Below are 25,029 nucleotides of genomic sequence, written 5' to 3' on the forward strand. Positions count from 1 at the left end.
GAGGTATTTAAATTACAAAAGGCTCAATCTCGTAGTTATTCCATTGCCGTTGATACCACTCAGCAACGAAGGTACGGACAATAAACTTAGGAGGACAACCATCCTTAACATCGATACGCAAGCAAGTGTAAGGTCTTCGCTTTTGCAAACCTTGACCATTACGACCAATAAATAAGTGCGATCGCGCTACCAATCGCTGCTTTTCTTTACCGACAAACGCCTCATACAAATCTGCTCCTTCAGGGCGCTGGCGTCGCAAACTATACCCACTCCCACCGCAAACAATCCAGTGAACGCCAAAATCGGCACTTTCTGGATCTACTGTTTCAAGATGTTCCAAACAGTGTGCATGACCATTTAAAACTAAATCAACCAAAGGGCGATCGCAACTCTTGGAACCAACGACCCTAGCAACTGCACTCAGGACATTCCGCAGGCGATGGCGAACTACTAAAGTTTGCGCCTGTTGCCATTTTGTCGCCTCTGTTACATAGGGAGGGTGGTGAAAGTAAATCACCCGCCCTCGAACATCCGAACAATTCCAAGATTCAATCAGTCTCTGCTTTAGCCATTCTAATTGCTCAATATCTGTTGCTGTTTCTTGATGGGTAGAAAGTTGCTTATCAATATCAACAATGATTTCCTCGATTTGCGACACATTAGTTCGTACATCGTCGAGTTTCTCCGTGCGATTGGGATCGGTGGAATGCACTTTAGGCGAACTGTCCATGAGCCGCATCTTTTCCTGTTCCAAACTCTGGCGGCGCAACTCTAATTCCTTGCGAAAAGCATCCCCTTCCTGAGTTTTAGGAAGGGGAAGTGGATTGTTGAATGTATTGGAATCCAGTGCAAAAAAGTCTATGCCACCATAACGAAAGGTATAGTAACGATTGGGAAGGCGAGTAAAATGACCGGGCTGGTAACGCAAACAGCGTCCCGTACTTGTTTGTGCTGTGTAATATTCGTCAAGATGACGGCTTAACTCTCCTGGAAGCATAATACCTTTCAGGTAATCGATAAAAGCTCGTGCATATACATCACCGTGTCCCGAACCGCGCCAACCAACATTAAGATCTATACCCGACCCTAGTAATCGCCGCAGTGGCATTGTTGTCAAAGACACTAAGCCAAAGAAGAGTGGTAATTCGTAATAATCGTGATTGCCTGGAACAGGTAAAATTGGCAGTTGAAACACCATGCGATCGTAGGTTATCCTCTCAGGATTCTCTCCCCCTACAATAAATTCGCGATAAGGCTTAATAAAGTTGTCTGGATAAAACTCGCTTGACCCCACCAGATAAATCACATCACCCGTATGCAGCATAAAACTGCTTTCTTGGTGGTGTGGCAACATAAGTTCAGCAATTTGTCTTTGGGGATTGTAACCCCAATGCGGTCCCGCCCCACTATCTCCAACAACCAAAAATGAGAATTCCGGATTGTCAGATCCGCCATCGTCGATCGTTAACCGAGTTTGGTCAATTCCCCGTTCAACAATGACAGGATCTTGCCACTTGACTCGCTGCTTCATCCTGCGAATTTTTTCGGCAATAGCTGCCTCAGTCACGAGTTTCAATAGAATGCTCCTGGAAATGATTGTTAGTTGTTAGTTGTTAGTTGTTAGTTGTTAGTTGTTAGTTGTTAGTTGTTAGTTGTAGAACTACTCACTACTAACCACTATCTACTAACCATTATCCTTTCTCCTCAACTATCAAATTTGGTAGTCCCTCTAATTTTTCGGGAAGTTCTTCTTCTTCCACTGATGGGACAAAAACTTTTAAACTAGCGGGAACGCAGTGAATTTCTACAGGAGTTGTTCCTAAAATTTCACCGTCAACAACAACCTTTTGGGGAGGATTTGTTTTAATTTTAAATTGTTTGGCTCTCAAGTAACCTATATCATTTCGTTCTGCAGCGTTACCTGTAGAGGCCGTTTGAAAAAGATGGAATGCGGCTGCGATCGCACCTGTTCTATTTGCTGGAGCCACTATTGTCATATCCAGTAGCCCGTCATCAACTACGATCCCAGCTGGTCCCTGTGCCAAAATTGAAGTAGAAGGTGCAGCATTCGCTACTGTCACTGCGGCTGCGCTCGTTTTAATTATCTTGTCCTCAGTTTCAATTTCTACATCAAAATTTTCCATTGTACGCAACTCTTGCAGCCCGGCTAGAACATATGCAAGAATCCCAAACCGATTTTTTGCTTCTCTGTCTGCTCGTTCTACGGCGTCGGCTTCAAAACCAATCCCGGCTAACAATACCATTGGATGACCGTTACAATACGCTGCATCTACAGTCCGAGTCACTCCTTGCAAAATCACTTTACAAGCAGCATCAATAGTGTCAGGGATTTCTAAAGCATGGGCAAAAGCGTTTGCCGTTCCCCTGGAAATAATACCAAATGGAACATCAGTACCAACAACAGCAGTAGCGGTTTCTGAAAGAGTCCCATCCCCTCCTGATGCTATTATTAGCTCCACTCCCCGCTCAATTGCTTGACGTGCCAAATCGTCAGCACAGCTATCTTCGGTTGTCAATTGAATATCTAAGTCAATTTCTGGCTCTAAAATTGCCCGAATAATTGCCAAATCTTGCTCTGAGTCACCCTGCCCTGCAACAGGATTAAAGATAAGGCAAGCAGATCGTTTCATATAGTTTCAGTATAAAGTCTAAAGTTGCTACAAGTTTCACTATTCTAGCTTGCCAAGCACAAGTCCTTATTAACCGATTAGCTTTTACCCAACAAATTAACCTAGATGCGCTACTACAAAAATTCTTATCCGAGCAGTATTGCTTCCTATCCTGATTGGCTGAATTACAAACTCATCAGCGTCCGTCGCTTGCTCTTTACCGGAGCGAGACTTCAACTCTTTAGAACCAGATAGGTAGCGCCACTAACCCTGGAGTAAACTCAAAGCAAGGAGCTACCCTGCAACGATGGAATCTACTGCAACTCCGCCTTTTCAGACGACCAATGGAATGGTTCCCTTATGGAATGCACCATTCACGGGGCTTTTCGTCATTATCTTTGGGTTTTCAAAGTACCGACGTAGGAACTTTAACCCAACATTTCTGGATGCGTTTTATGTCTTATTAAATTATAAATAACAACAACAACAGCGTAGCTGATATTAAGTTATATCACTACGCTGTTTTTGCGTTTAGGCTTTTTGTAATGTAGAAAAAATTAATAATAAATTGAAGTTAATAAAGCGAAGTAGATTTGGCTTTAGAAATTTTCGTAATTTTGAAATTAGAGCTTTACTTTCTTGGCACTATGCTATTAATTTAGCACGTTAAGTACGCAAGAACCTTGATGCACTCAAAGAAGCTTTATCTACCACTAAAGTACGCAATCCAGCCGGGTTTTTAGCAGAAGCTATTAGAAATACTTAGATACCCAATCAAGGCTACCAAGGAACTACTATTCTCACAGGGCGATTGTTGAAGAGATGATACACAAGTATGACTAATGAACAACGTTGTAGAAAATGGCAATAACGTAGAATATTTATCAAATAAACGTTGTAGACGTTCTAAACGACATAAGCCATTCAAGTCGGCATTCCCTATATATTTTAATGGATATATTTCCATGCAATTGAATATTTTACCGTGGCAGAGCAGCATCAAAAACCTGCTGTGCGGTAAGGTTAAGTTGGGGGAATGCGGGAGAAATAATCAAGTCGTTGCCCGTGAACTTAGTAATTGTGTATTCATCCCCAACAAGCTGACATACTGAGAAAGTAGGCTGTTTTGGGTCCCCGATAAATTTTTTACCCCCCAACCCTTTATAATCAGCAATCCAGAACTCCGGAATGCCTATTTCTTCATAATCAGCAAACTTTTTATGGTAATCATCACGCCAGTTGGTACTAACTACTTCAACTACTAAGGGTACGGATTCAGGTTGAGTAACCGTTGACTCTTTTTGAAAGAGAGGTTCGTTATCAAGATTATCAAGGTTTAATAACAATACGTCAGGTGAGTAAACTGATTTCGCGGATGGAGTTTTAACAAACGCGGTTTTGGGAATAGTGTAAGGTAGCTTTAGCCGTCTCAACTCCACGGCAATTTCTACGGCTAAAAAACCAACAACTTTTTCATGGTCTCCCGTAGGTGGCGCCATCTCAATAATTACTCCATCGTGTAGTTCGTACTGCTTCCCGTCGTTTGGATACCACTCTATAAATTCTTCGTAGGTAATGGGTTTGATTATGGTTTGAGTCATAGTAAGAACCTCAACATATATTTGAATTTAACATCCCGCAATTAAACTCCAATTCCATAATCAAACCATTTTAATTGCAGTTTCTCGCCCCAAATTTTCGGATTTTAGGATTACTACGTTAAATTCTAAACCTGTACATCCAACGTCCGAACTAAAAAAGACCAAGCATCTGCAGCTTCTTCAATTCTTTTTGTGGTTGGTTTACCAGCACCATGTCCTGCTTTAGTTTCAATTCTAATCAGAACTGGTGAGTTACCGCTATGAGCAGCTTGCAAAGCCGCAGCAAATTTGAAACTGTGGGCTGGAACTACGCGATCGTCACTTTCTGCTGTAATAATCATAGTTGCTGGGTAAGCTGTACCTGCTTTAAGTTGGTGCAAGGGAGAATAAGCATACAGCGCCTTCAACTCTTCAGGATTGTCTGGAGAACCGTATTCAGCAACCCAAGCCCAACCAATGGTGAATTTGTGGAAGCGTAACATATCCAACACACCTACAGCTGGTAATGCGGCACTAAACAAGTCGGGACGCTGAGTGATACACGCTCCTACCAGCAATCCCCCATTGCTTCCTCCTGCGATCGCTAATTTAGCAGATTTGGTATATCCCTTCTCAATCAACCATTCAGCTGCAGCAATGAAGTCATCAAAGACATTTTGCTTTTTTTGCTTCATTCCCGCTTGATGCCAATCTTCTCCATATTCACCACCACCACGTAAATTAGGAATAGCATAGACACCGCCCATCTCCATCCAGACTAAGCTACTCACGGAAAAGCTAGGAGTGAGAGATATACTAAATCCACCATAACCGTACAGGTATGTAGGATTGTTACCATCTAACTGAATTCCCTTTTTATGGGTAATAAACATTGGTACTCTCGTACCGTCTTTACTGTTATAGAAAACTTGTTTTGTTTCGTACTCGTTAGGGTTAAAGTCTACCTTTGGTTCGCGAAAAACCTGACTTTTACCACTAACCATATCGTAGCGGTAGATAGTTCCTGGTACAGTAAAGCTTGTGAAACTATAAAAAGTCTCGGTGTCATTACGTTTACCACCAAAACCACCAGCAGAACCAATTCCCGGTAATTCAACTTCTCTCACAAAGGAACCCGTCATCGCAAAAACTTTGATTTGAGTGCGAGCATCTTTCAAATAATCTGCTACCAATTGATTGTTAATTGTGCTGACACTTTGCAAAGTTTCTTCAGCTTGAGGTATAATCTCTTGCCAATTTTGTCGTTGAGGATTATTAATGTCAATTGCGATCGCACGTCTTCTGGGTGCATCTAAATCCGTTTGCAAGTAAAAGATGCTATCCTTATTATCAATAAAACTAAAACTCGCTTCAAATTCATGAATCAATTCTACAACTTCTGAATTTGGATTTGCCAAATCCTTATAGAAAAGTAAATTTTTAGGATTGCTTCCTTCCCATACTGAAATAATCAGATAGCGCCCATCCTCTGTCACATTGCCATCAAATCCCCATTCTTTGCGATCGCGACGCTCGTAAATCAATACATCTTCTGATTGAGTTTTCCCCAGTTGGTGATAAAAAAGTTTTTGATAATAATTAACTTCTTCTAATTTAGTTTTTTCGTTTGGTTCATCATAACGACTATAGAAAAACCCTTTACCATCATGCGTCCACGATGCTCCTGAAAATTTAATCCACTTTAAATTGTCTTCTAAATCTTCACCTGTTTCTATATCCTTAACTTTCCATTCCTGCCAATCAGAACCAGCAAAAGATAAACCGTAGGCTAGCAATTGACCATCTTCACTGATAGCTATTCCTGAAAGAGCAACAGTACCATCTTCTGATAATTTATTGGGATCGAGTAAAACTTTTGGTTGGTCTTCAAGAGTCTTTAACGTATAAAGTACGCTTTGGTTTTGCAAACCATCGTTCTTAAAATAGAAGTAGCGATCGCCCTCTTTAAAAGGAATACTATACTTTTCATAATCCCAGAGTTTAGTAAGACGCTGCTTGATTGCTTCTCTAACAGGAATTTGTTGAAGATAGCCAAAAGTGACTTCATTTTGTGCCTCAACCCAAGCCTTTGTTTCCTCAGAATCAGGATTTTCTAACCAGCGATAGGGATCTACAACCAAAGTTCCGTGGTAATCATCAACTTGGTTGCTTTTACGAGTTGTAGGATAAGACATAAGCAATTCAGTACAATTAAAGTTAATTGGTCACTGGTCACTGGTCACTGGTCACTGGTCACTGGTTAGCCACCAAATTTTCACCTTTTAACATCCGCGAAGCTGCTTCAAGCAAAGCTTCTTCAAGATATGGTTTGGTGAAGTAACCGCTAGCACCCAATTGTATTGCCATCTGTCTGTGCTTATCTGCACCTCGTGAAGTCAGCATGGCTATTGGCAAGTTATTGAGGCTGGGGTCTTTTTGAATGCGAGAAAGTAACTCCAAACCGTCGCAACGGGGCATTTCAATATCGCAGAATACGATGTCGCACGGTAAACCCGATCGCAGTTTATCCCACGCTTCTTGACCGTCACGTGCTTGTTCTACTCGATAACCTGCCTTATTAAATGTCAATGATAGCAACTCCCTCACTGTAATGGAGTCATCAACAATCAGTACTGTTGGGTCGATCTTAACAGCAGAGGCGTCTATGGTGAGTGTCGGTGTTTTCTGTTCTCTGAAGCTGACTCCACGTTGTTTGGAAGTTCTTCCTTGGAAGATATCAATGATTTCCAAAACGTCAGCAATTGGCATAATGCGACCGTCTCCCAATACAGTAGCACCAGCAACACCAATGGGCTTGGGTGCAGGTCCCTCAAATTGCTTGATGACTATTTCTTGCTCGTTAAGGACTAGGTCAACTTGTAGGGCAACAAGTGTACTTGCCGATCGCACAACAACAACAGAAATCGTATCATCATCGCGATTCCCACCGTAAACATTACCGCGACTGAGCAGACGATTGAAGGTTAAAATCTCCTTAAGAGGTCGAAATGGCAGCATTGTATCGCGCCACATGATGTACTTTTGCCCATCATTACCCTGCTGAACATTTTTTGCAGGCATATCGAGGGTATCTTCCACTCCATCCATTGGAAAAGCAATCCGCGCTTTGTCAGAAACACAGCACAAAGCCTTACAAATACTGAGGGTTAAAGGCAGACGAATGGTAAAGGTAGTTCCTTTGCCTATGGTAGAATCAATAGTAATAGTCCCCCGGATTTCACTGATTCTGGTACGGACGACATCCATACCAACACCGCGTCCTTTGAGATCGTCAATATTTTCGGCAGTGCTGAAACCTTGTAGGAAGAGTAAATCGTAAACATCAAGGCGAGATAAAGTTTTCGCTTGTTCTGGGGTAATCAAACCTTTCTGAATCGCCTTTGCCTTAACTCCTTCTGTATTAATTCCCGCACCGTCATCGCTAACAGAAATAACAGTTTGGTTTCCTTGGTGGAAAGCGCGAACGGTAATAGTTCCCATAGGTGGTTTGCCATTGGCTTGGCGCACTTGTGGTAGTTCGATACCATGAGCGATCGCATTATTCAGCAAATGATTCAGAGGGCTTTGGAGATGACCCAAAATCATTTTGTCAATTAAAGTATCTTTCCCTTCGATTTTGAGTTGCGCTTGCTTACCTGACTTAATAGCGTTTTCGCGGACTCCTCGCTCTAATGCAATGTTCACCTCGGAGAAAGGCTCCATTCGTGCTCGCGTAATCCCCTCTTGCAGTTGGTTAGTTACCTGACGGAACTGTCGTGCAACTCGCTCGGTTTCTTCTGTCACAAAATCAATGTCACTTGCTGCCTCACGCACCCGTACAATTAATTCAATCATTTCTTGCGATAAAGAGTGGAAGGGGGTGAACCGATCCATTTCCAGTTCTGTGAAACCTCTATCTGTTTGTTGCGGTAAGAAACCAGAACTATGGTGTTTGCGGCTAGCGAGCAGAGAGGCTTCCAAAAGAGAACGCTCATATAATTCCTGCATTCTCGCTCCGACATCACTTAATTGCTGCACTTGATGGAGCAAATTGTCCAAAGATTGTCGCGTGCGTTCGTGATCTTGTTCCAACGTGTTGCGATTGACCACTAATTCCCCAACCAGATTACTCATGTCATCCAAATGCTTAACAGGAACCTTCATAAGTTGCTCAAAGCGAGGGGCGCGAGCAACAGAGGGGCGGGGAGGAAAATCTCCTTTCACCATCTCCTCTAATTCCTGAAACTGAATGTCAATATCTCCTTTGGCTGCAGGTGTTACTGGCTTGCTCGTGACTTCTGAGACTTTTTTCGGAGGAACCAGTTCTACCTCTGGTTTCTGTGGAGAACTGAAACTAGATGCTAATTCCTCTTCCAGTAACTTATCTAGATCGGCAAACTCATCATCAAATGATGGGTCGATTGGTTGAGCGACTTCCTGTTGTGGAGCATTTGATTCTGTTTCGTATGAAGAAGTAGATCCCATGATGAAAGATGTATCATCAAGGTCTAGCTCAGCCAGCAACTCTGATAAATTTGCAGCTTGAGTATCTAAAATTTGTGTTTCTTGCTCGACTGGATTATCTGGTAAAGAGGTTTGTGGAACAAAGGTTGCTTCCTCTAATTCTAAATTCGCAAATAGATCTGAAAAATTCGCTCCTTGGATTTCTGGTATTTCTGCTTTCTCTGTTGCTGGTTGCTCTAACGCATCTTTTATTATCGGAAAAGAAGCAGCGTTACTAATGGGTTCTGGATTTTCAAATAGAGCAGACAAGTCCGAAAAATCAGAATCTTGAATATCTAAGAAAACCTCTTCTTCCAATTCAGCAGAATCTGATGAAATTTTGAAAAATCTATCTGGTTCTTCAAAATTTGATTCCAATTCTTTTATTTGAATAGCGTTTACAGAATTTTTCTCTTCCACATCTTGTGGTGCTTCCTCAGAAAAGGCGTCAATATTTGACAAGCGATCGCTAATTTCTAATTCTTCTATTACATCAGATTCTTCTCTTAGTATACTTTGGCTTGAATCGACTAATAAAGCATTATCTGAATCAAGAGAATCGGTAAAATCAAAATCAGCAAAATTTTCTTGGACAAGTGTTTCTGATTGAATATTTATTAGACTATCTAACTCTACAGACTCAGAGAGTTCTGTAAAACTTATTTCATCAAAAGTATTTACAGAAACCCGATTTTTTTCCGTAAATTCCTGTGACAAATCAAAAGGATTATCTGTGTTGCTAACAGTGACATCCGTTAAATAAATTGCTGGTGAATCTTCTAGTATAAAAGATGAAGTTGCGCTTTCTTCCTCTTCAGCAAGGTCGATATCAGATTCAGCAGAGTTTACCCGTATCTTTTCTTGTGGAGAATGGGTAAATTCAGGAGTGAATTCGAGCGCTTCCGGAGGTGGTGCGGGCGAAGCTGTCTGTGTCAACTCCTCAAACAAATTATCATCTGTTTGGGACGGAAACATGAAATCAAAATCTTGCTCTTGTGTCTGAAAGTGAACATCTAAATCTTCCAAGCCCAAGCGTTCTGATTCCAACTCTAAAGACGGCTCATCCTCAAACATATCTTCATCAGCAGCTGCTTGAAACAGCATTTCTTCTAACTGCTGGGCTATATCTTCTTCTACAAAAGAATCAATCTCTTCTTTATTTTCTTCGAATTCATCATCCCAGAACAGGTTAGTCTCTTCTATTTCAGGCAGTTTTTCTAATAAATTATCAGCTATATCTACTTCTTCTTCCAGTCCATCAAATATTTCACTGGGAGCTAAATTTTCATTTTTTTCTTGGGTAGTTTCCGATCCTTCTCTCGAAGCTTTTGGTGTAATTTCTTTTAAAGGAGATAAATTTGTATTTTCTATGAATAAATCATCAAAGCTAGGCTCTTGAGTAGGAGCCAGTTCAAGATTTACTACAGATTCAGTATCCGTTGTAGAAATTTCTGCTAAGGTCAATGGTTGATTGTCATCAATTCTCAGTTCTAATAAATTACTGATTTCATCTGGGATTTTTTCAATGTTTTCTGATGGTAGAATTGTGACATCATTCGGTGTCTGTTTAGCATCTACATTAAAGTCCAAGTTTAAACTAGCTTTGGCTTGGTTTTGTAGTTCTGAATTTTCTTCTTCTATAAGACCGCCAAATAAATCACCAAAACTTGATTCTTCTTTGACAGTTTTTGCCGTTTCCTGTTGAATGTTAATTTCTTCTTGGAAGAACAAGTCCTCAAACTCGCTATCCGTATCCTCTATACTATTTGTGCCAATTTCAAGTCCTGGTTGACTGCTATTAGAAATTTCTACAACTTCTTCCTTATCCCACGTATCATCGAGATCGGAACTTTCTCCTTCAAATAAATCGGCAAGAGTATTTAACTCTGCGATTCCTACTTCAGGACCGTGAGAATCTGTGCTGCTCTGTATAATCGGTATGTCAAATTGATTTTGAAATTGGTACGTTAAATCAGAGAGGCTGGTAATCCGATCTTGTAGTTCAACCCCTTCAATTTCCGACTCATCTTCAATAATTTGTGCCACCCCTTCATCTGCATTCGTGCTGTCATCGAAAGCACCGAGCGTGATGTTTGGTTTTGGGACTTCTGATGGTTTTACTGACGTAGTAGCCAATTCATCCATCAAATCTAGGGGAAGTTCTAATAATTTTATTTCAGTTTCAATACAGATCAGCGCTTGCAGTTGCTGACTCACTGCAATTTCAGCCTCTCTACCTGTAAGGACTAATTCTAAAGCTTGTTTAATATCTGTAATAACAATTTTAGCTAAGGTAAGATACGTATTTTCAGGGTTAGCGATCGCACTTCCGCAAGAGACGCACAAACTGCACCAATTTGACCAATTTGATGCTTCACCGAGTTGAGCTAACTTATGACAGCATTCCTTAAGGTTCTGACGAGTTTCAGGTGTTGCAGGTTGCTTAAACATTTGCAACATATCCCGTAAAACTTGGAGTACCTCAGTTTGCACCTGTTGTCGTCTTTCCCTCTCTGTGAATGTTGGCTGTGGTGAAGATGAGGTTGCTGCTATACTTGACCCTTCTTTAGTTCCCTGTGCTACAAGTAATTCTAAATGTTCGTGCAACCACTTAAAAACGGGTTCGGTTTCCGACATCAAGTTATTGACTGTTTCTTCAGTCAGACCGAAAGGTCCCTGTAAATTCTCCAATAGGGCTTTCAAAGTATCCAACACAGCAAGAAATAAGGATTCTAACTTTTGGTCAACCTTGATGGGATGCTCTTTTAAAATTTTGAAACAGTCTTCTAAACGGTGAGCGGTGTGCTGAATGCTACTCAGACCAAGCATTGCCGCCCCACCCTTAATAGAGTGAGCCGCCCGGAAAACTTCGTTAACCATTTCCGGATCGCCAAGGGTACTCTGAAGATTCAGCAAGCCCTGCTCGATCGTATTCAAATGATCTTTGGCTTCTTCTATGAAGTAACCCAAAATGCGCTGTTGTTGTTCTGGCAGCATAATCTTTTAGTCATTGTTAATTGTTAATTGTTAGTTGTTAATTGTTAATTGTTAATTATGTTTACTATTAACCATTAACCATTAACCATTAACTATCTAGTATTTTCACTGGTTTCAACGCGGAAGCGTTCAACCGAAGCTATCAAGTCACGAGACACACCCACCAAGTGTTGTAAAGCGCCGGAAACTCTTTGTGCTTCTTGAGAAGTTTCTTGTGCAGTCAGTTCCACTGATTGCATAACTTGAGCGACAGCACGGGAAGTTTCTGTTTGCTCAACTGTATCAGCAGTGATCCCCCGTACCAGACTATCAATGCGCTTCGCTACTTGAATAATGTTTTCAAGCGATCGCTTGGCTTCTTCTGCCAACTGAGTCCCTTTGATAACTTGTTGCGTACCTTCTTCCATTGCAGTCATGACAGAGCCTGTTTCGCTCTGGATTTGCCGCACAATTTCTTCAATTTCTTTCAAAGACTTTGCCGATCTATCTGCAAGCTGTCGCACTTCATCCGCCACAATGGCAAAGCCCCGTCCTGCTTCTCCAGCGCGTGCTGCTTCAATACTAGCATTGAGGGCGAGCAAGTTGGTTCGCGAAGCAATCTGAGAAATTAACGCCACAATCTTAGAGATTTCTTGAGAGGATTCTGCCAACCGCTTGACTTTGCGAGTGGTTTCTGCTACAGTTTCTCGAATTTCTAGAATACCTGCCACCGTATTTTCCACCGCATCGCCACCTTTAAGAGCAATTTGGCTGGCATCACGGGCAACGGCTTCTGCTTCTCGTGCCGCTTCTGCTACCCTATGGATGGAATCTGTCATCACCTGAACGGAATTCAAGGTGACTGCGAGTTCTTCTGCTTGTCGCAAAGCATCACTAGATAACGCTCTAGCAAAAGTTTCAGAATTGGTAGCACCTCTAGTCACTTCCCTGGCAGCAACTTTCACCTGTTGCACGATATCCCGCAGGTTTTGAATTGTGAGGTTGAAAGCATCAGCAACTGCTCCCAGTACATCGGCTGTAACTTCAGCTTGTACTGTCAAATCACCTCTAGCAGCACCTTCCACGTCATCAAGCAAGCGAATCACTTGGCGCTGCAAGTTCTCTTTTGCTTCTTCCTGTTCTTGTGCTTTACGTGTAGCTTCGTGAGTTGTTGTAAAAATGACACGAGCCATCTCGTTAAAGCTGGCGGCTAACTGCCCTAATTCATCCTCGGAATATACAGTGGCTTGAACATTCAAGTTGCCTTTGCTAACAGCATCAAATTGTATTTGCAAATCTTTAGTTGTGCGACGAATTTGCTTGAAAGCAATATTTCCCATAAAACTTGCACTTGCAAAGCCAGCCAGCCCTGCGGCTAATGACATTGCCCAACCCGTGTTTCGTACTGCTTCCCGTTGTGTTTTTGGCGTAAAGTTAGCAGCAGTAAAGCTGACAGCTGCAACAACTAGTGCTGAGACACAGCCTACAGTTCCTGCGGTAATCCACTGTTTGGTTTGTAGAGGGGCATTTTCTAATGGTGCAAGGACACCTTGCTCTACTGAAACATGGGCTTCTACCTTCGAGACATCCCCTTGGGTAAAAACAGGTACTCCTTCTTGGGAACCTGTAATGCTAAACAATTCTGAATCGCGATCGGATGTTATGTTTCTGTCATGACTAGTTGTATCTAAGATCGGATTGCGCGATCTACCGTTATTTTCTATGGAGGCAGAACGCAATGGCACGTCATTATCAGTAATGTCAAACCCAGGAATACTTCCTAAATCGTCAAAGTCATCAAAGTCATCAAGAAACTCTATATTGCTGCTTTTGTTCGTCTTTCCATCTACAGGACGACTGCTGCTTTCTTCTTCCTCAGAACCAAAGGCAGATTCAAACGCTTCAAAGTCAAAACTATCGTCTTCATCAAAAATATTTTTCTGCGTTTTGGGGTTTGAGTTCTGCGGTTTTTCTTCTTTCCCAAGATGATTGTAGGTAAAACTATTGTTAGATGAAGCTGAATCGATTTGAGGCAGAGGAATGGATTTAGAATTGCTCGTAGAAACTCTGTCTTGGGAAGTGGAATCAGATTGGGAACGCACGCCGCGATCGCTTTCACTTGAGAAGGAGGGCGCAACATTTTCTAATGTATTATTTTGTGAATGAGAAAATTTTTCCTGACTGCTGTAGCTAACTGCTGAATTATTAGTTAGTTCTATATCATCTGTCAGTAAAGTTTCATCATCAGCAATATTTATTCTCATGTTTATATCTTTATCATTTTCTTCTTCAGAGTTATTGTTACTGAAGAAATCTTGATTCCCCAATCCTCCAAGGGAAGGCAACTCTAGTTGTGCAAATGGAGAGTTGCTTGCATCTTGTTGGTTGTCGGGTTCTTTTTCAACAGAAATTGTACTAAATGGCTGTGGAGTATTATCTTCTACATTTTCAAACTTAAAGTCTGAGAGATCATCCTGTAAGAAAGGAGGTAGCTCTAACTCTTCCTCTTTACTGTTGGCATTTTTCTGCTCCGAAAAGCTTGGATTGACAGCGAAAGGATTACTTCCGACACTATCTTGAGAACTAGAAGACGAACTAGATCTAGCACTGCCATCTAGCGGTATATCAAATGGACTGCTGACAGGTAGTTCTTCCATTTCGTCTGCAACTTCTGCGCGATCGAGATCAAATGATTTCAAATCAAAGCTGTTGCTATCAAAATCTTTTATTTCTTCTAATTCTTCTGAATCTTCTAATTCTTCCTCAAAAACATGAATTTTTGACTGTGATGAAAAACTGCTTTGCTTTTCATCTTTTTCTGGGACATCGTCTTGTTCGTCAAAAGCTTGTTGATATTGTTCAATAGCCTCTAATCCACTTTGAGCGTAACTCGTAATGTTTGGATCGCCTGTTAACTTCAGCACATACTGATATTCGGTTTTTGCAACATCATACTGCTGCAAAACATAATAGATGTGACCTCGTAATAAACGAATGTTAGGGTCATCTGGTAAATGTTGTACCACCTGGTCGATAAGAGTGGCGGCTTGTTCGTAGTTAGTATCTACGTAGGCCAGATAAGCCTGTTGATATATCTGCTCGTAATCTTCTATACCGGTTGCCATGTTATTTCCTACCTCCCAAAGTTCATCCTGCCCACCGGGCGCTTCGCAAAATTGCCGTCTGATCGAGCAGTCTCAGACACTGATTTTTTTGAGCATCTAACATCCACTCTCCCCGTAAAAAGGGAATCATCGTGTCTGGGACACCAGATGGTGCCATTAAATGCTGAACATCAAGCCAGTCCATTCCGCCAATTTCCTCTACTGCCAAGCCGACGATTGTGTCTTGCTCTTCAATAGCAATTACCGGAATTTCAGCTCGATCTGTATTCAATGCCGCTACTTCTCCCAGGAATTGACCCAAATCAGCCACCCAAATGACTCGACCTCGTAAATTTAGAGTACCCAAAAGCAATGGAGAAGCATTAGGAATTGGAGTAATTCTGTCAGGACTCAGTTCAATGACTTCTCTAATTCCCGTGGCTAGTAGTGCAAACTCCTGATGCGAGGGAATGTAAAATCTTAAATACAGTTCTCCTTCAGGACTTTCAACTTGTAATTCAGGGCGGAAGTGGTCTTGTCCACTACCTCCTAAAAAGTCCGGTTTGCTAACCATTTTCCATTCATCCTCATCCTCGCAAAAGTTGTTTGACTGTTCCCACCAACTCAGTTGGCTGAAAGGGCTTAGCTATGTAAGCATCAGCTCCTTGCTTCATCCCCCAGTAGCGATCGAATTCTTCTCCTTTAGAAGAACACATAACAACTGGGACGTTTTGGGTTTTTGGATCGGACTTCAGGCGACGACAAACTTCGTAGCCATTCATCCGAGGCATAACTATATCTAATACCACCAGATCGGGGCAAGCACTTTGAATAGCTTCTAGTGCTTCAACTCCATCACTGGCGTGGGTGACTTTTAAGCCACTCGCTTTCAGGAGGTCTGTAATCATCTCCCTTTGTGCGACACTGTCTTCCACAATCAGAACTGTACTCATAAAACGCCTATATACCTCCTGAGTTAGACGTTCCTATTCGGAACATACCCCGCTTAAGTGCAAGCATTTACTGTATAAATAATTCTATTCCTGAATCGAATTAGTTAGATAATGAGGTTTGATTAAGGCTTGCTGATTCTGTGATATTATTTTTTACCTCATATTGAATCGGATCAACAAGAGTTGTACCTCGATCGTTATCTCCAATAACACTGTAGTTCATATATCTTTCTACAAGCTTTAATAACTCAGTATTCCCAAAAGGCGTTGCTAAACAATCTGTCGCCCCCATCATTTTGGCTTTGATACGTGAGTGATGCTCTGGGGCATCCACAAGCAGAACAATTGGTACAAAACGAAATACAGTAGAGTTTCTGAGCATTTTACAAATCTCGTACCCGTCCAAGGGTGACATGGCAGTGTTACATATAATTAAATTGGGTTTGAGTTGAAAGACTTGACCGAGGGCAGCCAAAGGATCTGTCAGCGCGATCGCTTCATACCCCTGTTGTCTTAAAGTAAACTCTACATCTGCCGCAATTTCCCTTTCCCCGTCAATACATACTACACGTGCTTTACAGTTGACCTCCACTTTGTGAATTGAATTTTGTGTTTCAACAGTGTCATTATTAGTAACAGAACATACAAATTTCACCCACCCCTGTTGTACGTAAGGGTACATTGCCTTAGCAACAGTTAAAATACTGCGATTAAGATAACGAGAGAGTTGGCGTAAAGAGGTTTTGCCATCTGCCCAAAGTTGTAGCTTATTTAATGTCGTGTGGGGTAGAGAAGATTGTAACTGAGTGATGTCAGCGAGAACTGGAAAGCGATCTGGAGACTGAATAAAAGGATATAACCGCTTCCACTCTTGTAACTGCACCACCGTTTTAGTCACCAGAGGTGTAATTTCCCAAGCACTTAACTTTGGTGTTAGCGTCGGATATAACTCGAAGATAAAACGACCGTCATACAAGCTTAGGAGGTCGAAAAAAGTTTCAGAAATTAAGTTTTGAATAATACTGCGAGCTTGTACGGGGTTGATGATATTTTGTTGTAATAGTACCCAAATGTATTCATACTCTGGTATGTTAAGCGGTTCTAGAGGAGCAATCTGTATGTCCTCAAGACGCACGTTGATGCGGTAATGCCGCAGGTAATCACCTAAAGGTGACAGATGACTGCCATTGGTGGCATAGATTATTTGACCGTTAAGAAAAAAGACAAACCAAGACTGAGGACAGCCAGCACTAGACGCATCGGAACTCAGAGCATTACCCACACCAAATTTTTTGCCATTGTCAGAGCCGTCAATTTCAACAAACAAGACTCCTGTTCGTTGCCCCAACTCTATCAATTGCAAAATACTTCGAATATCAATTTCTTTTAAATTTCCCTGCATTGAGCTTATGGGAACTCCTTATCATTCGTGTTGGCTACACTCAGCATATTATGGCGGTTTTTGTTGAGATAATATATAACTTTTAATAGGGGGAGAATAGATAATTTACCGTTACCTAAAAGGCTCTTTCATTCATCGGCTGCCTTTGGTCAAAAGTGAGATAAAGAACTAAAGACTAAGGACAAATGACGATGGCGCAGATACTTTAACCTAGCTTATCTTAAGTTCTTTTAATATACTTTGACAATGCTAGTAATTACACGGTAGCCATTGTCACTACTGACAGTACAAAATAAGAGCGATCGGTAAATAACAAGACGTAAATTTTACGGCTGCGCGAAAATATAGTCTGTCTTAATTTTCCTATATTTGGGATAAATAAGGCAGGCAAAAATCATTATGTAAGATATAACTCAAAACGCGGACATCAAGTACACCAGAGGAATAACAGTGTGCTATATTTAGCAGAAGTACAAAAACAAAAAGGTGGTTTACTCAGTGGCGGTGGCAAAACCGAACTGAAGTTGTTGGCTTGCCAGCGAAACGACCAAAGTTGGACAACAGTGTCAGAAGAAACCATCGCTGGAGAAGAAGCGAGCAAGTTAAATGATGGCGTTCTTATTCTGGTTGAACTCACTCCCAATCGCCAAGTGCAAAGAGTTCAAGAAGCTGGACGTCCGTTAATCAATATTTTGCAGAATTTTTCCCGACAGGTAGAGAAATTCAAGGTTAAGGAAGAAGAAATCGATCAGTGGAAGCAATCATTGACATTTCAAGCACAGGAATTCAATCGCCGCGAAATGGAGTTAGAAGCGCGTTTGGAACAACTGCAACACATGGAGGAAGATGTTCAACGCTGTGAAACTCAACTCAAGGAAGTAGAAGCGGAGCGAGAGGAAGTAGAAAGGTTGCGAACAGAAATGGAGCGTAACCGTCAAGAATTAGAGGGAGCGTGGGAGCACTTGCGCGGTGAGCAACGCCGTTTGGAGGAATTTAAAGCAGAATGTCAGCAAGGGGCTGTATTGGATGGGGAACAAAGCAAAGCCTTGAATGAATTGCTGACTCGCCTTTCTACAAGCGTTGCACCCACAGGAACAGTCCGTGAAAACCTCAATTTGGCCTTTGAAATTGTAGAAAGGCAACAAGCTGTGCTAACCCCACACTGGCAACAACTCGAACAGCAAAAAGTTGTAATTGAGCAACAGCAAGGAGAAGCTAGTCGCCTGTTGCAAACTTTGTCCGAACAAAAAAACGAATGGCAGCAAGCGCAACAGTCATTAGAAGAGCAAATAGCAGAGTTAAAAGTTAATACAGTCACGCTTGCCAACAAGCAGGAGTACGCTCGTTCTTTAAAAGAGCAGTTGCACTATCAAGAAGAGTTATACAAGCAAATTAGTTTTCTTGCTTCCATATCTAGCGACGTCATCGCTACGCCAAAAGTTGATATAGCTGCCTTAGAAAAAATGCCTGTAGAACAACTGCAAGACATTCTCCGGGATTTGCAGCAAAAGTTAAATATAGACTCTAACTTTGTTAACGAGCAAGAACAAGAATTAACAGAAAGACAAAAAATTATAGAAGAACTGCAAAACAAGATAAATCAAGTGTCGGTCGGAGAACGTTCTAAATTAGAGTCAGAACTAGTAGATGAAAAAGATTCTTACCAAATGTTGAACCAAACTTTGGTAGGACAGCGTCGCAGTTTACAAGAACGGACAGAGATTTGCAGGCAACATCAACTCGTGCTATGCAAAAAACAAGGAAAAACTCCCAGTCCCGAACTAGAAGAAAAAAGCGCGGATTTCAAACAAATTCTTGCAATTATTGACAAGCAAAAGCAGCAACAGGTACAGGAACTGCAAAGCTTAGAAAGTGAAATCGAACAGATAAGTACCAATCTAGAGCAAGCACAAAGCTTTATTGACCAACAGACTCAACAGCACCAGATAAAGCACCAAGAGATCCAAACCATAGAAGAAAACTTGCTGTCCGTGCAAACTGCGATCGTAGAATCTCAAACTCGATTGAGTTTGTATCAAGATTTACAACCCATTCAAGACTCTATAGATGGGTTGAGACACAATTTAGAAGGCATAGCTGAATCTGTGGCTAAAGTACAGGAAACGGGAGATTATCAAAATCAAGCAATTAACCAGATGCGTCAAACCCTCGAAAATATTTTGTCATCAAGCACGTAATGGTCTGCCAAATTAATTTTGATGGGTTAAGTTGATTTAGATCCCCGACTTCTTGAAGAAGTCGGGGATCTAGCAGCCACTTATAATTAATGCGATGAACTAATCCGTTTGTACCATTTGAACTATAATCCGATCGCAGGAGAGCGGCGTTCTTATATTTTTCTGTGATAAAGTAGAGTCGATCATTTTGGTCGAATTTGTTGTAAACTGCAAAAACTTGATATTTATCAATGAACTTTCCTTTACACATGAGTCAACTAAGTCTTGAACTTAAAATTTTAGAAGTCCAAGCTAAGGATGCTACTGCCGAATTAGAGCAAGAGACTAATCCTGTCATACAAGAAATTCGTAATTTAGATTCCGATCTAGAGAATTATTTTCAAGAAAAAATTAAAATCTATCCAGACTTCACTCGTAAAATTGTCAGCTTTCAAGCAAACAAAGAAAATCCCAAATACCGATGGTTTAAGTATAAAGAGGCGTTCTCTGATGATTTAGTTAAGTTTCTTTTACAAAAATATAAAAATCAAAATATTTCTAAAGTTTTAGATCCATTTGCAGGAATAGGAACAACTTTATTTGCTTGTAACGAATTAGGTATCGATGCAGATGGAATCGAACTTTTACCTATTGGTCAAGAGGTTATAGATATTCGTCTGTTAATGGATCAAGACTTTCCCAAAGAGTATTTTGAAAAACTAATTTTTTGGAAAGAAGAAAAGCCATGGAAGTACTCAACTGGTAGAAAGCCATTAAATCGTTTACGAATTACTGATGGAGCGTATCCTGCTAATACGGAAGAAGCGATCGAGAAATATCTGTACTTAATTGAGCAGGAAAGTCTTCCCGTTCAAAAAGTTTTAAAATTTGCTCTTTTATGCATTCTAGAGTCTATAAGTTATACTCGGAAAGACGGTCAGTACTTACGTTGGGATGCACGAGCAAAGCGTAAGAATAGTTCAGAAAATTTTGATAAAGGAAAAATATTAGCTTTTGACGAAGCGATCGCATCTCAAATCGAGCTAATTCTGAACGACACTTTTTATCTATCAAATATTTATATTTTCCCAGAAGAAAAAAAACAATCGCAAATAACTTTATTGAAAGGTTCTTGTTTAAAGATTCTACCAAATTTAGCAAAAGATTCATATGATTGTGTGATTACCTCCCCACCATATTGTAATCGTTACGATTACACCCGCACATATGCTCTCGAACTAGCTCTTTTGGGAATAGGCGAACAAGAAATTGTACAACTTCGGCAAGACATGCTGAGTTGTACTGTAGAAAATAAAGAGAAGCCAATCATTAGTAAATGGCAACAAGCAATTAAGGCTGCTGACAATCAGAAATTACTACAAAGCATCCTAGAATTTTTAAATACTGAGCTGAAGAATAAAAAATTAAATAATAGTGGCATTCCTAGAATGATACGTGGGTATTTCTACGAAATGGCTTGTGTGATTGCGGAATGTTATAGGATAATGAAATCTGGCGCGCCGTTATTTATGGTGAATGATAATGTTCGCTACGCGGGTGTTGAAATTTCTGTTGATATAATTCTTTCTGCAATTGCAGAACAATTAGGCTTTGACATTGAGGCAATTCTAGTTTTACCAATAGGTAAGGGTAACAGCAGTCAGCAAATGGGATCTCACGGTCGTAAACCTTTGCGTAAGTGTGTATATGTCTGGAGAAAACATTAGTGTCATATTATAATCATCTTCACTCTAGTAACGATCTAGTTACTACATATGAAGAAGTTCGAGCAGGATTTGTTGCTTTAGCGCTCGAACGAAATCGGAAAGCAACGCCCTTTTTAGAGCAAGCTCGATCTCTAAAAATCCGAACACATCAAGTTAAAAAACCTCAAGATTTACTTCAAATGCAGGATATACGACCAGCCCTTCTTGCAGCAGCAGGTATATCAGATAAAGCAGCAGGATATTTACAAGAGCAAGATAAAATTGATGCCATAGAAGGATTAATTAAGAATTTTTTAGAACCCGTAGGAGAAGAATTTCTTGAGGAATTAGTTTATCGTTTTTTACTAACCCGTGGCGATACATTAGGCGGGATGATGCGTAATATCGGCGGTGTTCTTGCAGAACGAAAATTTACAAGAGCGGTTATTTCTGCACTAAGACTTTCTGCAATATCCTATAAATGGCTTGATAAAGAAAGTAAAAGTTGGCTGGACCAACCAGAGGAAGATACTGATATAGAGTTACGAGTTAAGGGTCTAAGTTGGGTTCCTGAAAATAAGGAGCACAGAACTCTTATGTATAACATAGTCGTACCTATTGTTCGCAAAAATATTGATATATGTTTATTTAATTGTAATCCGATTCAAGTCAACACTAGCTTGCTGAAAAACCCAAATGCTTATATTGCCCTTGGCGAACTAAAAGGAGGTATCGATCCAGCAGGAGCAGATGAACATTGGAAAACAGCAAATAGTGCTTTGGAACGTATTAGAAGCAGTTTTAAAAAACACAGCCTTAATCCATGTACTTTTTTCGTTGGAGCAGCCATAGAAAATAGTATGGCAGAGGAAATTTGGCATCAACTTAACAGTGGTAAGCTTTCTAACGCTGCAAATCTTACATATGCCGACCAAGTTGCTTCGCTCTGTGCATGGCTAATTACGCTGTAAAAGATTTTGAACAACACATCCACTGGATTTGTAGCATATTGAGCAATAGTTCGCCATATATGGTAATGAATTCCTAAAAATTAATGCGACGATAGATTTCAGTTAGGGGAATTTCTACGTTTAAACTGTGCAGAACGATCGCTTGTTCGAGGTGAGAGTGAACTTGCCATAGCCAGTGATCGTTACTGTTACGATCCTGGTTGTAATACTGCTCTACATAGGGTTCAGTTTGACTCACAAGCAAATATTCGCAAAAGCTGGCAAGAGAGCGATATTTTCTAAACTTTTGGCCTCTATCATAGGCTTCGGTAGAGGGCGATAAAACTTCGACAATGAGTAAAGGATTGAGAATTTCATCATTGCGCTCGCCATTGAATTCTGGCAAACCATTAACAACCATCAAATCGGTATAAGTCCCACACTGACATTCAGGAATCCAAACTCGCAGATCGCTGTTATATAAGCGAAAATCCGTGTCTCTTAGCAAAAACCCCAAGTAAATTAATAAGTTGCTAGCGATCGCACTGTGGGCTTCAGATCCTCCCGACATAATAATAATCTCTCCGTTGCGGTATTCATGTCGTTCTGGGTTGGTTTCTTCCATCGCCCGATACTCGTCCAATGTCAGGCGAGTTGCGATCGCATCTGGGGGACTGGTTTGAGCAAAGACCACAATTAGACCTCTTGCATCATTATTTCTAAAACTATTATATCGGACTGCATTTAGTGACTATGGATTATACTCAAATTCGCCAATCGAACGTACTCCAATCCAATCGTTTGCTGGAGTTTGTCCAAATTCATAAGTGTAGCTGATGTCCCAAAAACCAAGGCTGTAGAGAGTGCGATAAGCTGGGTACAGCTTGCGCTTCGCGATCGTGCAGACACCGATGCATGAATTGAGAAATTTCTTGACTGATGGAAGCATCCCAAGATTCAAGAGCAGGCTTCCGTACAACTAGCATTTCAGCTGCTTGTAAGGCGAGTTCGATCGCACTGCTTTGAGTTGGAGTTACTGCGCCAACAATGCGATAGTCATAACTATAGTTATATCCACCATGATAATAGCCATAGATTTCGATGGGTTTGAGCTGGTCAAGTAGAGAACAGCATAAAACTACCTCTTTTTTCTTGGATATTTCTCAGGCTATATGTTACTATATGCACAACAAAATGTATCTGTCACTCGAACATAATCCAATCACCTTGAACTCGAGCGATCGCACCACCAGGAAATGGATCGGTTTGCGAACGATTGGGTGCTGCAATCAAAGCTGTGAGTTTTTCAATTTGTTCAAAACTTGGGGCAATAGCAAGTACTTCCAATAAAGCTTGGCGCATTACCCGCCTTTGTAATGCAAGTGGTGCTTTCTGTAAGATACGACGATTTAATTTCAGAGGAAGTGAGGCATCAGAACTTTTATCTCCATCGCCTTCATTCTCTTTTCCAAGCATTGCCTCTTCACGTAACTGAAGAGCAGCTTGTTCTAAATAATCGACTTCTGCTTGCAAAATTTCAGCAGTTTGCGCTAAAGCTGATTCAACTTGAGGATTAAAATTTTCTTGCAAATATGGTATCAACTCTTGGCGAATACGATTGCGAGCATATTTCAATTCAAAGTTAGTAGAATCTTCCCAAATAGAAAGCTGAAAATCTCGACAAAATTGTCCTGTTTGGGTGCGAGTCACTTCTAAAAGCGGACGTACAAGCAAAATTTTCTCAGAAAGTAAGCGTTGCCAAGTTAATGCTTGCAACCCATCTGCACCAGTTCCACGAATTAAATTATAAAGGAGAGTTTCAGCGCGATCGCTAGCTGTATGCCCTGTAACAATACAATCGAATTTACGTTCGCAAGCAATATCGCTCAAAACTTGATACCGCCAATCACGAGCAGAAGCTTCACTACTTGGAGGTGAATCAGCAGTTTGTAAATAAAATGGAATTCCCCAAGCTAAGGCTTGGTTTTGGACATGAATTGCATTAGCTTGGGAATCAGTACGCCAACGATGATCGCAATGAGCGAGCGCTAAATACCATCCCCATTTTGGTTGTAAATCTAACAGTAGCTTGATTAAACACAGAGAGTCTTGCCCCCCAGAAACAGCTACTAACAGTCGATGATTGCGAGCGAATAGACGGCGCGATCGAATAGTACGGTGTATTTTTGCATGAAGTGGTGTCCAAGGAGTAGAAGAGGGCATTTAGCAATTCAAAATTCAGCAACAATTTTTAACAAAAAATCTTGAGCGATCGGAAACTCCTAATATAGCGATTCTCACTCGAATAAACTACAAATTCATTTGCTTGCTTTGTTGTGCGAAAACTGGACAGTTCACACAAAAATATTTTAGACTAGTCTAAAGCTAGCCTAAATAATTTTATGGAATCAATCGGTTCATACGAAGCTAAAACACATCTTCCTAGCCTTCTTGAACGAGTGGCAAAAGGAGAGGAATTTACGATTACGAAGCATGGAGTCCCTATTGCACGACTCGTTCCTGTAGAAAAAGAGCAACAGCGTGATGTGAGAGATGTCATTGAAGAGTTAAAGAAATTCCGAAAAGGACATATTCTAGGAGGTCTTTCAGTGCGAGAGATGATTAATGAGGGTAGAAAATGAATTTTGTTCTTGATTGCTCAATAGCTATGGCATGGTGCTTTGAGGATGAAGCGACAGAATTTACTGACTCATTACTAGAGGAACTTGTAGGAGGAAGTATAAAAGTACCTTCCATCTGGTTTCTTGAAGTTGCAAACGTTCTGGCGATCAGCGAACGAAGGGGGCGAAGCAATCAAGCAAAGATTTCTCAATTTCTCGGACTCCTAGTTAGCCTTCCCATTACCGTTGATACAAAAACCGAAGAGAAAGCATTTACAGACATCTTGACTCTTGCACGAACCCATAAACTGACCTCCTACGATGCAGCATATTTAGAACTTGCACTCCGTGAAGGATTACCTCTTGCAACCCTTGATGAAGGACTGAAACGAGTTGCTTCTAATGTTGGTGTTACTACACTTTGATG

General features: G+C 40.9%; 17 protein-coding genes and 1 pseudogene. 6 read left to right on the forward strand and 12 right to left on the reverse strand.

Translation table 11 applies throughout. The features are described 5' to 3' along the window. Positions 1-7: 7 nt before the first annotated feature. A complete protein-coding gene (locus WA1_RS27295) occupies positions 8-1,576 on the reverse strand; it encodes a metallophosphoesterase family protein (protein ID WP_026134905.1) in 1,569 nt (522 codons plus the stop codon). A gap of 115 nt (positions 1,577-1,691) precedes the next feature. Further along, the gene (locus WA1_RS27300; protein WP_017745578.1) at positions 1,692-2,651 is read right to left on the reverse strand and encodes a YegS/Rv2252/BmrU family lipid kinase; all 960 of its coding nucleotides are present in this window, start codon (positions 2,649-2,651) and stop codon (positions 1,692-1,694) included. A 526-nt stretch (positions 2,652-3,177) separates the two neighbouring features. Between WA1_RS27300 and WA1_RS55450 the strand changes: the two are divergent. Then, positions 3,178-3,300, forward strand: a pseudogene (locus WA1_RS55450) (transposase); the annotation flags it as partial. A gap of 310 nt (positions 3,301-3,610) precedes the next feature. Here WA1_RS55450 and WA1_RS27305 read toward each other — a convergent pair. From WA1_RS27305 to WA1_RS27335, 7 genes are all read right to left on the reverse strand, one after another. Next, positions 3,611-4,231 (reverse strand): Uma2 family endonuclease, encoded by a 621-nt coding sequence (locus tag WA1_RS27305; RefSeq protein WP_017745579.1) that lies wholly within the window; start codon positions 4,229-4,231, stop codon positions 3,611-3,613. A 125-nt stretch (positions 4,232-4,356) separates the two neighbouring features. Then, the gene (locus WA1_RS27310) at positions 4,357-6,405 is read right to left on the reverse strand and encodes a prolyl oligopeptidase family serine peptidase (RefSeq protein ID WP_017745580.1); all 2,049 of its coding nucleotides are present in this window, start codon (positions 6,403-6,405) and stop codon (positions 4,357-4,359) included. 58 nt (positions 6,406-6,463) lie between these two features. After that, positions 6,464-11,710: a response regulator gene (locus tag WA1_RS27315; RefSeq protein ID WP_017745581.1), complete on the reverse strand. Its 5,247-nt coding sequence runs from the start codon at positions 11,708-11,710 to the stop codon at positions 6,464-6,466. A gap of 92 nt (positions 11,711-11,802) precedes the next feature. Then, a complete protein-coding gene (locus tag WA1_RS27320; protein ID WP_017745582.1) occupies positions 11,803-14,814 on the reverse strand; it encodes a methyl-accepting chemotaxis protein in 3,012 nt (1,003 codons plus the stop codon). A gap of 22 nt (positions 14,815-14,836) precedes the next feature. After that, positions 14,837-15,367, reverse strand: a complete 531-nt coding sequence (locus tag WA1_RS27325) for a chemotaxis protein CheW (protein ID WP_017745583.1) — start codon at positions 15,365-15,367, stop codon at positions 14,837-14,839. Positions 15,368-15,380: 13 nt separating this feature from the next. Beyond that, positions 15,381-15,746 carry a response regulator transcription factor gene (locus WA1_RS27330; RefSeq protein ID WP_017745584.1) on the reverse strand — a complete coding sequence of 122 codons (366 nt, stop codon included), beginning with the start codon at positions 15,744-15,746 and terminating at the stop codon, positions 15,381-15,383. A 100-nt stretch (positions 15,747-15,846) separates the two neighbouring features. After that, positions 15,847-17,148, reverse strand: coding sequence for a response regulator (locus WA1_RS27335; protein WP_017745585.1), 1,302 nt, complete (start codon positions 17,146-17,148; stop codon positions 15,847-15,849). A 452-nt stretch (positions 17,149-17,600) separates the two neighbouring features. Between WA1_RS27335 and hmpF the strand changes: the two genes are divergently transcribed. The 3 genes from hmpF (at position 17,601) to WA1_RS27350 (ending at position 22,002) form a co-directional block, all read left to right on the forward strand. After that, on the forward strand, positions 17,601-19,346 hold the full coding sequence (gene hmpF, locus WA1_RS27340; protein ID WP_017745586.1) for a pilus motility taxis protein HmpF: 1,746 nt from the start codon (positions 17,601-17,603) through the stop codon (positions 19,344-19,346). A gap of 230 nt (positions 19,347-19,576) precedes the next feature. Further along, a complete protein-coding gene (locus tag WA1_RS27345) occupies positions 19,577-21,052 on the forward strand; it encodes a DNA methyltransferase (RefSeq protein WP_017745587.1) in 1,476 nt (491 codons plus the stop codon). Beyond that, positions 21,052-22,002 carry an AvaI/BsoBI family type II restriction endonuclease gene (locus tag WA1_RS27350; protein ID WP_017745588.1) on the forward strand — a complete coding sequence of 317 codons (951 nt, stop codon included), beginning with the start codon at positions 21,052-21,054 and terminating at the stop codon, positions 22,000-22,002. Before WA1_RS27345 ends, WA1_RS27350 begins: the two co-directional genes overlap by 1 nt. A gap of 73 nt (positions 22,003-22,075) precedes the next feature. On the opposite strand, the gene WA1_RS27355 is transcribed toward WA1_RS27350, so the two are convergent. The 3 genes from WA1_RS27355 to tilS all read right to left on the reverse strand — a co-directional run bounded on the left by WA1_RS27355 (position 22,076) and on the right by tilS (position 24,204). Further along, complete coding sequence (locus tag WA1_RS27355) at positions 22,076-22,675, reverse strand: Uma2 family endonuclease (RefSeq protein WP_017745589.1); 600 nt, start codon at positions 22,673-22,675, stop codon at positions 22,076-22,078. A 127-nt stretch (positions 22,676-22,802) separates the two neighbouring features. Beyond that, positions 22,803-22,967 carry a hypothetical protein gene (locus WA1_RS57310; protein WP_017745590.1) on the reverse strand — a complete coding sequence of 55 codons (165 nt, stop codon included), beginning with the start codon at positions 22,965-22,967 and terminating at the stop codon, positions 22,803-22,805. A gap of 217 nt (positions 22,968-23,184) precedes the next feature. Further along, the gene (gene tilS, locus WA1_RS27360; RefSeq protein WP_017745591.1) at positions 23,185-24,204 is read right to left on the reverse strand and encodes a tRNA lysidine(34) synthetase TilS; all 1,020 of its coding nucleotides are present in this window, start codon (positions 24,202-24,204) and stop codon (positions 23,185-23,187) included. 179 nt (positions 24,205-24,383) lie between these two features. Between tilS and WA1_RS27365 the strand changes: the two genes are divergently transcribed. Both WA1_RS27365 and WA1_RS27370 read left to right on the forward strand, forming a co-directional pair. Further along, entirely contained in the window at positions 24,384-24,623 is a 240-nt protein-coding gene (locus WA1_RS27365) for a type II toxin-antitoxin system Phd/YefM family antitoxin (RefSeq protein ID WP_017745592.1), read from the forward strand. Further along, positions 24,620-25,027 carry a type II toxin-antitoxin system VapC family toxin gene (locus WA1_RS27370; protein ID WP_017745593.1) on the forward strand — a complete coding sequence of 136 codons (408 nt, stop codon included), beginning with the start codon at positions 24,620-24,622 and terminating at the stop codon, positions 25,025-25,027. Before WA1_RS27365 ends, WA1_RS27370 begins: the two co-directional genes overlap by 4 nt. Positions 25,028-25,029 lie beyond the last annotated feature (2 nt).

It is taken from the genome of Scytonema hofmannii PCC 7110, assembly GCF_000346485.2.
GTDB classification, from domain to species: Bacteria; Cyanobacteriota; Cyanobacteriia; order Cyanobacteriales; family Nostocaceae; genus Scytonema; species Scytonema hofmannii.

What these genes read in the sequence shown, in the direction of transcription:
- WA1_RS27300 (WP_017745578.1), bottom strand. Translation starts at nt 2,651, where the DNA reads ATGAAACGATCTGCTTGCCTTATCTTTAATCCTGTTGCAGGGCAGGGT.
- WA1_RS27305 (WP_017745579.1), bottom strand. Translation starts at nt 4,231, where the DNA reads ATGACTCAAACCATAATCAAACCCATTACCTACGAAGAATTTATAGAG.
- WA1_RS27310 (WP_017745580.1), bottom strand. Translation starts at nt 6,405, where the DNA reads ATGTCTTATCCTACAACTCGTAAAAGCAACCAAGTTGATGATTACCAC.
- WA1_RS27315 (WP_017745581.1), bottom strand. Translation starts at nt 11,710, where the DNA reads ATGCTGCCAGAACAACAACAGCGCATTTTGGGTTACTTCATAGAAGAA.
- WA1_RS27320 (WP_017745582.1), bottom strand. Translation starts at nt 14,814, where the DNA reads ATGGCAACCGGTATAGAAGATTACGAGCAGATATATCAACAGGCTTAT.
- WA1_RS27325 (WP_017745583.1), bottom strand. Translation starts at nt 15,367, where the DNA reads ATGGTTAGCAAACCGGACTTTTTAGGAGGTAGTGGACAAGACCACTTC.
- WA1_RS27330 (WP_017745584.1), bottom strand. Translation starts at nt 15,746, where the DNA reads ATGAGTACAGTTCTGATTGTGGAAGACAGTGTCGCACAAAGGGAGATG.
- WA1_RS27335 (WP_017745585.1), bottom strand. Translation starts at nt 17,148, where the DNA reads ATGCAGGGAAATTTAAAAGAAATTGATATTCGAAGTATTTTGCAATTG.
- WA1_RS27345 (WP_017745587.1), top strand. Translation starts at nt 19,577, where the DNA reads ATGAACTTTCCTTTACACATGAGTCAACTAAGTCTTGAACTTAAAATT.
- WA1_RS57310 (WP_017745590.1), bottom strand. Translation starts at nt 22,967, where the DNA reads ATGCTAGTTGTACGGAAGCCTGCTCTTGAATCTTGGGATGCTTCCATC.
- tilS (WP_017745591.1), bottom strand. Translation starts at nt 24,204, where the DNA reads ATGCCCTCTTCTACTCCTTGGACACCACTTCATGCAAAAATACACCGT.
- WA1_RS27365 (WP_017745592.1), top strand. Translation starts at nt 24,384, where the DNA reads ATGGAATCAATCGGTTCATACGAAGCTAAAACACATCTTCCTAGCCTT.
- WA1_RS27370 (WP_017745593.1), top strand. Translation starts at nt 24,620, where the DNA reads ATGAATTTTGTTCTTGATTGCTCAATAGCTATGGCATGGTGCTTTGAG.